The organism is Candidatus Nitrosacidococcus sp. I8, from assembly GCF_945836005.1.
In the GTDB taxonomy this organism is placed as follows: domain Bacteria; phylum Pseudomonadota; class Gammaproteobacteria; order Nitrosococcales; family Nitrosococcaceae; genus Nitrosacidococcus.
Map to the genome: position 1 here is coordinate 1336467 of NZ_OX241534.1, position 13635 is coordinate 1350101.

At 37.0% G+C, this 13635-nt stretch carries 12 protein-coding genes; 4 read left to right on the forward strand and 8 right to left on the reverse strand.

Annotated features, from left to right (window positions below):
* Positions 1-7: 7 nt before the first annotated feature.
* The 5 genes from OOL07_RS06635 to ilvB all read right to left on the reverse strand — a co-directional run bounded on the left by OOL07_RS06635 (position 8) and on the right by ilvB (position 5800).
* Positions 8-1540, reverse strand: coding sequence for a 2-isopropylmalate synthase (locus tag OOL07_RS06635; RefSeq protein WP_264695765.1), 1533 nt, complete (start codon positions 1538-1540; stop codon positions 8-10).
* Positions 1541-1669: 129 nt separating this feature from the next.
* The gene (pssA, locus tag OOL07_RS06640; protein ID WP_264695766.1) at positions 1670-2455 is read right to left on the reverse strand and encodes a CDP-diacylglycerol--serine O-phosphatidyltransferase; all 786 of its coding nucleotides are present in this window, start codon (positions 2453-2455) and stop codon (positions 1670-1672) included.
* A gap of 13 nt (positions 2456-2468) precedes the next feature.
* Positions 2469-3485 (reverse strand): ketol-acid reductoisomerase, encoded by a 1017-nt coding sequence (ilvC, locus tag OOL07_RS06645; RefSeq protein ID WP_264695767.1) that lies wholly within the window; start codon positions 3483-3485, stop codon positions 2469-2471.
* Between the two features lie 67 nt (positions 3486-3552).
* The gene (ilvN, locus tag OOL07_RS06650; RefSeq protein WP_264695768.1) at positions 3553-4047 is read right to left on the reverse strand and encodes an acetolactate synthase small subunit; all 495 of its coding nucleotides are present in this window, start codon (positions 4045-4047) and stop codon (positions 3553-3555) included.
* Between the two features lie 28 nt (positions 4048-4075).
* On the reverse strand, positions 4076-5800 hold the full coding sequence (gene ilvB / locus OOL07_RS06655; RefSeq protein WP_264695769.1) for a biosynthetic-type acetolactate synthase large subunit: 1725 nt from the start codon (positions 5798-5800) through the stop codon (positions 4076-4078).
* Between the two features lie 107 nt (positions 5801-5907).
* Here ilvB and pyrC point away from each other — a divergent pair, with 107 nt between their 5' ends.
* Positions 5908-6948 (forward strand): dihydroorotase, encoded by a 1041-nt coding sequence (pyrC, locus tag OOL07_RS06660; RefSeq protein WP_264696353.1) that lies wholly within the window; start codon positions 5908-5910, stop codon positions 6946-6948.
* Between the two features lie 18 nt (positions 6949-6966).
* Here pyrC and purC read toward each other — a convergent pair whose 3' ends face one another.
* Genes purC through dapA form a run of 3 tightly spaced genes read right to left on the reverse strand, consistent with a single transcriptional unit; the run spans position 6967 to position 9616 of the window.
* Complete coding sequence (gene purC, locus OOL07_RS06665) at positions 6967-7686, reverse strand: phosphoribosylaminoimidazolesuccinocarboxamide synthase (protein ID WP_264696354.1); 720 nt, start codon at positions 7684-7686, stop codon at positions 6967-6969.
* A gap of 1 nt (position 7687) precedes the next feature.
* Positions 7688-8710, reverse strand: a complete 1023-nt coding sequence (gene bamC, locus OOL07_RS06670; RefSeq protein WP_264695770.1) for an NlpB/DapX family lipoprotein — start codon at positions 8708-8710, stop codon at positions 7688-7690.
* Between the two features lie 27 nt (positions 8711-8737).
* Complete coding sequence (dapA, locus tag OOL07_RS06675; RefSeq protein WP_264695771.1) at positions 8738-9616, reverse strand: 4-hydroxy-tetrahydrodipicolinate synthase; 879 nt, start codon at positions 9614-9616, stop codon at positions 8738-8740.
* A 127-nt stretch (positions 9617-9743) separates the two neighbouring features.
* On the opposite strand from dapA, the gene OOL07_RS06680 reads away from it, so the two are divergent.
* From OOL07_RS06680 to OOL07_RS06690, 3 genes are read left to right on the forward strand one after another with little or no spacing between them, the layout of a single operon-like run.
* Positions 9744-10277: a glycine cleavage system transcriptional repressor gene (locus tag OOL07_RS06680; RefSeq protein WP_264695772.1), complete on the forward strand. Its 534-nt coding sequence runs from the start codon at positions 9744-9746 to the stop codon at positions 10275-10277.
* Positions 10278-10286: 9 nt separating this feature from the next.
* Positions 10287-10757, forward strand: a complete 471-nt coding sequence (locus OOL07_RS06685; protein ID WP_264695773.1) for a peroxiredoxin — start codon at positions 10287-10289, stop codon at positions 10755-10757.
* Positions 10758-10791: 34 nt separating this feature from the next.
* Positions 10792-13623, forward strand: a complete 2832-nt coding sequence (locus OOL07_RS06690; protein WP_319804027.1) for a ribonucleoside-diphosphate reductase subunit alpha — start codon at positions 10792-10794, stop codon at positions 13621-13623.
* Positions 13624-13635: the final 12 nt, after the last annotated feature.

Below are 13635 nucleotides of genomic sequence, written 5' to 3' on the forward strand. Positions count from 1 at the left end.
AAAATTATTATACTTGAGGATAATTTTTACTAATAGGGTTTAGTATTTTATTAAATGCATTTACATAGGCCTTTGCCGAAGCAATTACGATATCTGTATCTGATCCTTGTCCATTAACAATACGACCATCTTTTTCTAGCCGGACTGTAACTTCTCCTTGAGAATCAGTACCGCTTGTAATATTATTTACAGAATAAAGAGTAAGTTTTACTTCGTGCTTTAAAATAAAATCAATGGCTTTGTAAGTGGCATCTACAGGTCCACTACCTATGGATTCTGCTTGGTGCTCAACTCCATCTACACTTAGAGTTACAGATGATCTAGGTATTTCTCCAATTTCAGAAATTGCCCTTAAGTATAATAACTTAAACCGCTCATTTTCTACTGTTAAATGAGTATCAGTCACTAGTGCTTGAAGATCTTCATCATAGATCTCATGCTTTTTATCAGCAAGCTCTTTGAATTTTTGAAATGTAGTATTTAAATCTTCAGTTTTAAGATCAATCCCTAAATCATGAAGCCGTGATTTAAATGCGTTGCGCCCAGAATGCTTACCTAAGACCATACGATTTGTATACCAACCTACATCCTCTGCACGCATAATTTCGTAAGTTTCCCGCTCTTTAAGCACACCATCTTGATGAATGCCAGATTCATGAGCAAAGGCATTAGCACCCACGATTGCTTTATTAGGCTGGACAGGAAATCCTGTAATCCCTGAAACTAAACGGGAAGTAGGTACAATTTGTGTCGCATCAATACGAGTATCACAAGAAAATAGATCTCGCCGAGTCCGCACTGCCATAGTGATTTCTTCAAGCGCAGCATTACCTGCTCTTTCTCCAAGCCCATTAATGGTACATTCAACTTGACGAGCACCGTTTATTACAGCAGTCAAAGAGTTAGCTACAGCTAAACCTAAATCATTGTGGCAATGTACAGAAAATATTGCTTTATCTGAATTAGGTACTCTCTCTATCAGGGTACTGATAAGTTTTCCAAATTGATCTGGAAAATTATAACCTACCGTATCAGGAATATTAATTGTATTCGCCCCTGCTTTAATCACTGCTTCAATAATTCGACATAAAAAATCAATTTCTGATCTTCCGGCATCTTCAGGGGAAAATTCTATATTATCTGTGTACTTTTTTGCTCTCTGGATAGCTCTAATCGCATAATCTAGAACTTGATCAGAATCCATTCTGAGTTTAGCTTTCATGTGGATTGGTGAAGTAGCTATAAAAGTATGAATACGGGCCGAATTCGAGCCCGCTAAAGATTCTCCTGCTCGGTCAATGTCCTCTTTTAATGCACGTGCTAATCCACATACGGTGCTTTCTTTAATAAGATGAGCTACAGCACGTACTGCTTCAAAATCTCCTTGGCTTGCAGCAGGAAATCCAGCTTCAATTACATCTACTCTCATTCGTTCAAGAGCCTTTGCAATACGCAACTTTTCATCCTGCGTCATAGAGGCACCTGGGCTTTGTTCTCCATCCCGCAAAGTGGTGTCAAAAATAATTAATCTGTTTTCCATAGTAAATAAGATCCCCTACATTATTAATGTATATTAACTTAAAATTTAAAAGTAGCTTAGTTAAATGTTAATAATTGGATATTCGCCCTTAAATAGGCAATAGTAGGAGAGTAAATAAATTAATGAAATTTATTCCTCATTAATATGAGATGGAGAAATAGGACGGCGCTGTATTCTACGTTGACGAAGTTGCACTAAAGTAATCAATGGGCCAGATATGGAATATAACAAAGCACAGATAAACAATACTTTAGGAGGATCAGTAGAAACTAAAATAAATATTAATACTACTGCTAAAATTGCTATAAAAGGCACTTGATCATGATTGTAGAAATTTTTAAAACTATAGTAGCGAATATTGCTCACCATAAAGATAGCGATGAGTATAGTTAGTACAAGTGCAAAAAGCCTAAGATCAAATCCTGGTATATCAAGATCAGTTGCAACCCACACTAACCCTATTAAACAAGCTGCTGCGGCAGGGCTTGCAAGTCCTTGAAAATAACGCTTATCAGCAGTCCCAACTTGGGTATTAAATCGTGCTAGTCGTAATGCTGCACAAGCAGCATAAAGAAATGCTGCAGACCAGCCTATTTTCCCAAGAGTGTGCAGTGACCATTCATAAACAATAAGAGCCGGGCCCATACCGAAAGAAACCATATCCGATAGACTATCATATTCAGCTCCAAAAGCACTTTCAGTATTCGTAATACGGGCTATCCTACCATCAATACCATCCATTAGCATAGCGATGAAAATAGCAACTGCTGCTGCTTCAAAGCGGCCATTTATAGCAGCAATGATTCCATAAAACCCTGCAAACAGTCCCGTTGTAGTAAACAAGTTAGGTAGAAGATAAATCCCCCTACGGCGCCGACCACCTATTTTCAATGGTCTAGAAGATTCTAAACTCACCGGCTAATAAAAATTAATTCTTACTTTGATCTACAATTCTGTTTTTCCCGATCCATGGCATCATGGATCTTAATTTTTCTCCAACTTGCTCTATAAGGTGTTCTTGCCCTAATCGACGCTTTGCCTTTAGAGTAGGTGCTCCTGCTTGATTTTCTAAAATGAACTCACGGGCAAATTCTCCGTTTTGAATTTGTTTAAGTATGTGCCGCATTTGTTCTTTAGTACGATCATTAATAATTCTAGGTCCCCTTGTGAGATCTCCGTATTCGGCAGTATTTGAAATAGAGTACCGCATATTTGCAATACCTCCTTCATACATTAAGTCAACAATAAGTTTTAACTCATGTAAACATTCAAAATAAGCCATTTCTGGTGCATAACCTGCTTCTACTAAAGTTTCAAATCCTGCTTGAACTAGTGCAGTTGCTCCCCCGCAAAGTACAGCTTGTTCTCCAAAAAGATCAGTTTCCGTTTCTTCTTTAAAAGAGGTTTCTATAATCCCTGCTCTACCCCCTCCGTTGGCAAGTGCGTAAGATAAGGCAATATTCTTTGCTCTTCCAGATGAATCTTGATGGATTGCTATTAAAGAGGGCACGCCACTTCCTTGGGTATAGGTAGATCTTACTAAATGCCCAGGACCTTTAGGGGCAATCATGATAACGTCTAAGTCCGGACGAGGCTCAATTTGTCTAAAGTGAATATTAAAGCCATGAGCAAAAGCAAGTGTAGCCCCCTGTTTTAAATGCGGTTTAATACTGTGTTGATAAAGGCTAGGTTGGTGCTCATCCGGTGCTAGTACCATAATTAAATCTGCACCTGAAACCGCTTTCTCAACAGAAAGTACTGATAGGCTTGCATTTTCTGCTTTTATGATAGATTTAGATCCGTCCCGCAAACCAACAACCACATCTACACCAGAATCTCTTAAATTATTTGCATGGGCATGTCCCTGAGATCCGTAACCTAAAATGGCTACTCGCATGTTTTGAATAAGAGATAAATCGCAGTCCTTGTCGTAATAGATGTTCATGGTTGCCTCATAGTAATATTTATTACTTACTTAATTTATTTAGTGGTTTACTAATCATTAAAAAAAATTATGGCTGTAGTGCTTTTTTTCCTCGAGTAATACCTATTGCACCAGATCGAACAGTTTCTAGGATTTTAAATCCACTAAAAGCCTGAAGAAATGCATCTTGCTTGCTTACGCTACCGGTAAGCTCTATAGTATAGGTATTGTCAGTTACATCAATGATATTACCTCGAAAAATATCACTTAACTGCTTTGCCTCATTGCGTTCAGTTGCTGAAGCAGCCCATAGCTTAAGTAGCATTAATTCTCGTTCAATATGCTCCCCTTTATTTAGATCCTCTGCTATAACTACATCAACCAGCTTATCTAGCTGTTTTAATACTTGTGCTATCAATTTATCTGATCCTGAAGTAACCAGAGTCATTCGAGATAGAGAAGGATCTTCTGTAGGGGCTACTGATAAAGATTCAATATTATATCCACGAGCAGAAAATAAGCCTGCAACTCGAGATAAAGCTCCAGATTCATTTTCCATTAATAGGGAAATAATATGACGCATATTTCTATATATCCTATTGCTATAAGAATTACAGTGTATTACATTGGGCACTTAAGTGCATTTCATGATGCCCCTTGCCTGCGGCAATCATAGGATACACGTTCTCTGTTTGATCGGTGATGAAATCTAGAAATACTAAACGATCCTTGAGAGCAAAAGCTTCTTTTAATGCTGCTTCTATATCGCTTGGTTTTTCAATACGTATACCTACGTGACCATAAGCCTCAGCAAGTTTTACGAAATCTGGAAGGGCATCCACATAAGAATGAGAATAGCGCCGATCATAAAAAAACTCCTGCCACTGCCGAACCATACCCATATAGCGATTATTTAGGTTAATAATTTTTATAGGTAAATCATATTGCTTACAGGTTGAAAGTTCCTGGATGCACATTTGGATACTTGCTTCTCCTGTTACACAGGCAACTAGAGATTCTGGATATGCAAATTGAACCCCCATTGCAGCAGGTAATCCAAATCCCATTGTGCCTAATCCACCTGAATTAATCCAATGTCTTGGCTGATCAAACTTATAAAGTTGAGCAACCCACATCTGATGTTGGCCTACATCAGATGTAACATAGGCAAATCTTTCTTTAGTTAATTCATAGAGTCTTTCAATAACGTACTGAGGCTTAATTAGCTCATTACTTTTTTGATATTGTAAACAGTTTATATTTTGCCACTGTTTAATTTGATTCCACCATTGGGATAGTGCATTTTGATCTGGATTTTGATTAGTGCTCTTTAATATTTCGATACATTGCTTAAGTACTACTTTTACATCTCCTATAATAGGAATATGAGCATGTATATTCTTTGATATACTTGAGGGATCAATATCAATATGGATAATTTTAGCATAGGGGCAAAATTGATTAATATTGCCTGTTACCCGATCATCAAAACGTGCACCTATAGCAATCAGTACATCACACTCATGCATGCCCATGTTAGCCTCATAAGTTCCATGCATCCCCAACATTCCAATAAACTGAGAATCAGTAGCTGGATAAGCACCTAATCCCATAAGCGTGCTGGTAATAGGGTAACCAAGTAGACGAACAAATTGAGTAAGCTCATTAGCAGCATTACTAATGACTACTCCACCGCCAGTATATATCATTGGCTTTTTTGCAGAGATCAGCAAATCAACAGCTTCTTCTAGCCTATCGAATTGTTGAAGTGCAACCTTACGATAGGATCTTAGGTTAACCTGTTTGGGGTAGTGGTAAGGAATTTTAATATCAGGATCAGTAATATCTTTAGGTATATCTATCACTACAGGACCTGGGCGACCATTTGTGGCAATATAAAAAGCTTTTTTAAAAGTAGGTGCAATTTCCTCGATACTCTTAACTAAAAAATTGTGCTTTACGCAAGGTCTTGTAACGCCGACAGAATCCACTTCTTGGAAAGCATCACTACCAATGACTGATCGGGGTACTTGACCAGTGATTACTATTAATGGGCTAGAATCCATATAAGCAGTAGCAATGCCAGTGATAGCATTCGTGGCTCCAGGACCAGAAGTAACAAGAACCACCCCTGCCTTGCCAGTAGATCGAGCATAGCCATCTGCTGCATGAGCAGCTCCTTGTTCATGGCGAACTAAGACATGAGTTATATCTGATTGCTGGTAGAGTGCATCATAGATATGAAGTACAGCACCTCCTGGATACCCAAAAATGTACTCTACGCCTTCGTCTTTTAGACATTGAACAAGAATTTCAGCCCCACTTAGGCAATTCACAACAAATTCCTCTTTAACTTTATTACTATAAATTCAGATTATACTGTACTTAAAAAATATCCTACTGTTCTAGGAAGTATATAAACTTATACTAGCAAAAAATTATGATAAATAGATTAACAATAACTTACCCAGATGACTGGCATTTACATGTACGAGACGAAAGTGCGTTAGTGCATACTGTTTTTGATGCTTCTCAACGCTTTGCTCGGGCTATCATTATGCCTAATCTCAAACCACCTATAATAACAACTCAGCAAGCATTAGCGTACCGAAATCGAATTCTCTCTGTATTACCTAAAGATAGAATATTTCAACCTTTAATGACTCTTTATCTTACTGATAATACCACAGCTGAAGAAATTATCCGTGCTAAAGATAGCGGTTATATATATGGTGTTAAATTATACCCTGCAGGTGTAACCACCAATTCTGATTCTGGTGTAGCCAATCTTGCTAAACTCTATCCTATATTTGAGATATTACAGAGAAAAACACTTCCCTTATTACTTCATGGAGAAACCGCTGATTTAAATATTGATATTTTTGATCGAGAAAAAATATTTATAGAACGAAATCTTATTCCTATACTTCATGATTTTCCAGAACTTAAAGTAGTGCTAGAGCATATTAGCACCCAAGAAGCAGTAGAATTTATTCAAGCAACGTCATCAAATATTGCCGCAACGATTACCCCACACCATTTATTGCTGAATAGGAATGCAATGCTATTAGGAGGTATTCAACCCCATCATTATTGTTTGCCTGTGCTAAAAAGAGAGAAGCATCGCCAAGCACTTATCACTGCAGCTACTAGTGGTAATCCGAAGTTTTTTTTAGGCACAGATAGTGCACCTCATTCTAAAAGTAATAAAGAATCTGCCTGCGGTTGTGCTGGAATTTACAATAGCCATGCAGCTCTAGAAATTTATACTGAAATCTTTGAGGCAGCAGATTCTTTAAATAAACTAGAAGGGTTTACTAGTTTTTATGGTCCGGATTTTTATGAATTACCTAGGAATCAAGCTAAAATAACCTTAATTAAATCTCCATGGAAAGTGCCCGAAACTCTACCTTTTGGGGATCAAGTATTAATCCCTCTACAAGCTGGACTCACAATCAATTGGCGTTTAGAAAAAAACCAATAACCCAGGTGATTATATACTTTACAATGGTGTACCAATACGATGGGCTACCTCTTCATAAGCTTCTATAAGCCCGCCTAATCCATGACGAAAACGATCTTTATCTAATTTTTCTCGTGTTTCTATATCCCAGAGACGACATCCATCCGGAGTGAATTCATCTCCTAATATTAATCGACCTTGATAATCACCAAATTCTAACTTGTAATCTACTAACAGTAGGCCGGCATCTAAAAAGAGTTTTTTCAAAAAATCGTTAACTTGAAAAGTATAGATCTTCATCTGTTCTACTTGATCTTTAGTAGCCCAGCCAAAAGTTTCAATATGATATTCATTAATCATAGGATCATGAAGTACATCATTTTTTAGAAAAAACTCAAAGATAGGCGGTTCTAGATCTTCCCCATCTTGTACACCTAGCCTTCGGCATAAACTACCCGTTGCTATATTACGCACTACACATTCAATAGGAAGCATTTCTAAATTTTTAACTAGAGATTCTTGAGGGTCGATCAGCTTCTCAAAATGTGTAGGAATGCCAGCCTGATCTAGTTTTTCCATAATAAAGGCATTAAATTTATTATTAATTTCCCCTTTTTTATTAAACTGCTCTGTTTTCCCCCCATCAAATGCAGAGGTGTCATCTCGAAAATGTAAAATTAACAGCTTAGGATCATGAGTGGTATAGACTGTCTTTGCCTTTCCTGAATAGAGTTTTGCTTGTTTTATATATTCTGCCATTTTAGACTTGCTCACTTAATTGTTCACCAATTAAAGATAGCAGGTGTTTTGATACCTGTGTCTCATCTTTATTTCCCTTTTTATCCAGAATAACAATCCGGGTGGAAGGTCCATCTGAAATTAGTTTGATTTGGTACTGGTTTTGTTTATTTTTATTGTTTTTCTTCTTCCAGAAAGCTAGCTTTGATCTTAGGTTTTTTTTCTCTTCCTTATCATCATCTAAAAAAGGATCATTATAACGAATATAGTATATACCTCGGGATCTACTATGATCGTCAACTGTAAATCCTTTGCGATCTAAAATAAGCCCTACTTCATCCCAAACATGAGAGAAATCTTTATCAACTTCTAAAACTGTACCTTGTTCAAGTACACTGACTTGCTGGCTAGGTTGATAATCACTTTCTTCCTCTTTAATCGCTAGATCTTGTGCATGAAGCACACCTAAGTAATCAGCAAGACTACGGAATGCTGCCTCTTCCTGTTGAGGATTAATATTTTTGCTACGCTGCTTTAGGTGAATAATAGAGTGTTGTGGGACTTCCCCATGCTCTATCTGTACTCGATAACTATCTTGATTTGTATTACCAATAACATCCATAAAACCAATACGAATATCCTCAGCTTTGATCTTAAAATTATTTTCCAACCAAAAGCCATGAATTCTACTCCATACTTGCTCTAAGCTTTCAGGAACTACTAACTGTCGCTTCTTTCCCTCTCCTTCTATATAAGGTTTTTCATCCGGTTTAATGCCATATATTTCCCGTAAAGGGTTAGTTGCTTGTTCTTTATATTCTAAATAAGTTGCCTTATTTGTACTGGTTTCTTTTATATCATCATGAATATTGTTGATACTTAAATTTGGTGGAATTTCAAGAGGAGGTAATGCCTTAGCCTCCCGGTATTTTTTAGTATTATCCGGTACGATTTTATCTAATGCAGAAAAAGTACGGGCACAGCTGCTGAGGATAACTGTGGTTGCACACATGAGAATTATCCAGCCGTCTCGGCTCCAAAGCATAATTTATTATTACGATAGTAGCTATTATCATGGCAAAGCCTGTGCTTGGCTTAAGGCTAGCTCGAGTGGTTGATGATATTGATTTGATAGATGGGTTAGCGGTAATCGAATTCCTAAATTAATTAGCCCCATTCTATGTAAAGCCCATTTTACTGGGATTGGGTTTGCCTCATAAAATAGAGCTTTATATAAGGGAGTAAGTTGTTGGTTTATTTGTTTTGCTGTTATTTGATCTTGGTGTAGTGCAGCATCGCATAATTCATGCATCATTCTAGGGGCAACATTAGCAACGACAGAAATATTTCCCTTTCCACCTAATAAGATACATTCCATTGCCGTATTATCATCTCCACTATAGAGATCAATTTTCTCCCCACAAAGATCCAAAATTCTTTTTCCTCGGCTAAGATCTCCGGTAGCCTCTTTTATACCAATAATATTAGGGATATTAGCTAAACGAGCCACTGTTTCCGGTAACAGATCACAACCTGTTCTAGTTGGTACGTTGTAGAGAATTTGGGGAATAGGAACTGCATCGGCAATAGCTTTAAAGTGTAAATAAAGCCCTTCTTGAGTAGGTCTATTATAGTAGGGTGTGACAAGCAGGCATGCACCAGCCCCCGCATCTAAAGCTGCTCGAGTAAGATCAATTGCTTCACTTGTGCAATTTGCCCCAGTACCTGCGATAATAGGTATTCGACCTTGTACTTGGCGAATAATCTCTTGGATAATATTGATATGCTCTTTAATATCTAAAGTAGCAGATTCTCCTGTAGTGCCTACCGCTACAATCGCATCTGTCTTATTTTCCAAGTGAAAATCTACCAACCGAGATAAATTTTCCCAATCTACCGCACCATCCATATACATTGGAGTAACTAAGGCAACCATACTACCATGAATCATAATCATTCTATAAAGACTCAGTTTAAATAATATTGCTTATGACTATTTTCCAGTAAAAAAATTCTCTTGTATTTACACTGTACTGAATAATAAAGTAGATAAGCAAAGGGTTATAAATAAAAATACAATGGAGCAGCATTTAGTTATTTTAGCGATTGGAAAAAACCAGCCTAATCTTCTAAAAGAAGTAGGAAACACTATATTAAATAGTGGCTGCAATATTAAAGATAGCCGAGTAACGCTTATGGGATCAGAATTTAGCATATCACTCTTTGTTTCCGGTTCTTGGAATACAATTGCTAAGCTGGAATCAATGCTCCCTATACTTAAACAAAAATTAGCCCTTTCTATACTAACGCAACGTACCCAACCTAATGCTGATCACAAATTTATTCATTATGTAGCAAAAATCACTGCGGCACTATATCAGCCTCATATTTTTCATGAGCTCGCTATTTTCTTTTTTGATCAAAATATTTTAATTGAGGAAATAGATACCCACTGTTATCAGGGTTCGGGAGGTGTCACTTTATTTTCAGTAAGCATCATTATACACTTACCTACTCATTTATCTATTGCTACACTAAGAAATCAATTTTTAGATTTATGTGATAACTTAAATTTAGATGATGCTTTCTTAGAACCTATTCAAGGACGCTAATTACTTCTTATGTCTAAAATTACTGTTGGATCTGAAGTTCCTGATTTTGAGATTCCCTCAACCGCTAATAAATCTTTTAAACTCTCTCAATTCAAAGGCCAAAACATAGTGCTCTATTTCTACCCAAAAGATGATACCCCAGGGTGTACTAGAGAAGGGCAAGCTTTTCGAGATCTATCTGAAGAGTTTGAACAGGCAAATACGCTTATTTTTGGCATTTCTAAAGACAGTATTCAATCCCACGAAATTTTTAGAAACCAGCAGCACTTTCCTTTTGATTTACTATCAGATGAGAATGAAGTGATTTGCCAACTATTTGATGTTATTAAGCCTAAAAAAATTTTTGGGAAAGATACTAAAGGAATTGAGCGTAGTACTTTTCTTATAGATAAAAATGGGGTTTTACATAAAGAGTGGCGCCAAGTTAAAGTAGAAGATCATGTAATAGAAGTACTAGATATAGCTAAAGCACTAGATTAGCTCTTCCTTATAGTTAGAATTAGAATAAGTACACATGATGCAAGAACGACAAAGCCCCCACTTTCAATCTGAATCAATGCTAAACCAATATCAAGTCATTCGTCGTAATGGTAAAACAGTAACTTTTGATCCCAATAAAATTGCTGCTGCTATCACTAAAGCATTCTTGGCAGTAGAAGAAGGTAGTACTGAAACAAGCAAACGAATTTCTCAAGTAGTAGATGAACTAACAAAGCAAGTTGTAGAAAGATGTATACAACGATTTGAAATAGGTAGAAATATCCATATTGAGGATATTCAAGATCAGGTAGAACTTGCTTTGATGCGTGGAGAGCAATACAAGATAGCACGTGTCTATATGTTATATCGAGAGAAAAGAGCACAACTTAGAGCAAAAAAAGCAGCTAAAAAGCAAATAGATGAATCTTCATCAATTAATGTGGTGCATACGGATGGTACAACTACCCCGATAGATAAAACACAGCTTATTAAAATTATAGAAGAAGCTTGCGAGGGTTTGTCTGAAACTCAGCCTCAAGCGATTCTCAATGAAACTCTGCGTAGTCTTTTTGATGGTATCTCTATAGAAAATGTAGCACGAGCAATGATTATGAGTGCACGTACTTTTATTGAAAAAGATCCTCAATATAGCTACGTAGCTGCCCGTCTGTTGCTAGATAATCTACGTAGAGAGACACTTTCTTTTGTTTATGGAAAGGAAATCCAATGTACCCAACAAGAAGTAGAACAATGCTACCCTGAATATTTTACCTCGTATATTCAACAAGGAATTAAATTAAAGCTTATCGATCCTAAGTTAGGACACTATGATTTGGAACGCTTAGGCAAAGCAATAGAAGCTCGCCGAGATTTTCAATTTACTTACCTAGGATTACAAACCCTCTACGATCGTTACTTTATTCATACTGAAGATACTAGAATTGAGCTACCTCAAGCTTTTTTTATGCGAGTTGCTATGGGGCTTGCAATCAATGAAGATGAAAAAGAAGAGTGGGCAATTCGTTTTTACCACCTACTCTCTTCCTTTGATTTTATGAGTAGTACACCTACTTTATTTAATTCAGGTACGATAAGACCCCAACTCTCTTCTTGCTATGTAACTACCGTACCTGATGATCTAGAAGGAATTTATAATGCTATGAAAGATAATGCTCTTCTTTCTAAATATGCAGGTGGATTAGGCAATGATTGGACTTATGTTCGAGGTATGGGTGCCCATATTCAAGGTACTAATGGGAAATCCCAAGGTGTTGTGCCTTTTCTAAAGGTAGCCAATGATACCGCAGTTGCAGTCAATCAGGGAGGGAAACGCAAAGGAGCTGTTTGTGCTTATTTAGAAGTATGGCATATTGATATTGAGGAATTTTTAGATCTACGAAAAAATACGGGAGATGATCGGCGCCGTACTCATGATATGAATACCTCATGTTGGGTACCTGATCTCTTTATGAAAAGAGTCATAGAAGATGGTCAGTGGGCTTTATTTTCTCCTGATGAAACCCCAGATCTCCATGACTTAGTAGGTGCTGATTTTGAATGTGCTTATCTTGCTTACGAGAAAAAGACAGCAGAAAATCAACTAAAGAATTTTAAAATAATTCCGGCTAAAACTCTATGGCGTAAAATGCTCTCCATGCTATTTGAGACTGGGCATCCATGGATTACTTTTAAAGATCCGTGTAATATACGCTCCCCTCAACAACATGTAGGGGTTATTCACTCCTCTAACCTATGTACTGAAATCACCCTAAATACTTCAAAAGAGGAGATCGCAGTATGTAATTTAGGATCAGTGAATCTCCCTCAGCATATTAATGAACACGGTCTTGATCACGCCAAGTTAGAACATACAGTTACCCTTGCTATGCGGATGTTAGATAATGTGATCGATTATAACTACTATGCAGTACCTACTGCTCAGAAAGCTAATCAACAGCATCGTCCAGTAGGATTAGGGGTTATGGGATTTCAAGATGCTCTATATAAGCTCCGCTATTCTTATGCTTCTCAAGAAGCAGTGCAATTTGCAGATTGTTCTATGGAATCTATTAGCTATTATGCAATTCTAGCCTCTAGTAACCTAGCGAAGGAGCGAGGAAGTTATCCTACTTTTCCCGGGTCCCTATGGAGTAAAGGAATTCTTCCTATAGATTCTATTGATCTTCTAGCTCGTAGTCGCGGTGGTTATTTACAACAAAATCAAGAAAAAACTCTAGACTGGGAAATCCTTCGAGATCAAGTAAAAACGGTAGGTATGCGTAATTCAAACTGTATGGCAATTGCACCTACTGCAACTATTTCTAATATTTGTGGTGTAAGCCAATCTATTGAACCTACCTATCAGAATTTGTTTGTTAAGTCTAATCTTTCTGGAGAATTTACAGTTATAAATCCTTATTTAGTTAAGGATTTAAAAAATAAAAACCTTTGGGATGAAATTATGGTAAACGATTTGAAGTACTTCGATGGTAGTGTACAAGCTATCGATAGGATTCCCGAAGGCATTAAAAAATTATATCTTACTGTTTTTGAAATAAATCCACACTGGTTAATTGAAGCTGCCTCTAGGCGGCAAAAATGGATTGATCAAGCACAAAGCCTCAATCTTTATATTGCAAATCCTAGTGGCAAGAAACTTGATAGTCTTTATAAATTTGCTTGGCAACAAGGGTTAAAAACTACCTATTATTTAAGATCTATAGGTGCTACCCATGTTGAAAAAAGCACGATTAAGCCAGATAAGACAAGTAAACTCAATGCAGTTCAATCTAACTATGGTATAGAGATACAAAAGCAGGAGCAAGCCTGTTCTGTTTTGGATTCTAATTGCGAATCCTGCCAATAACTATACATCATA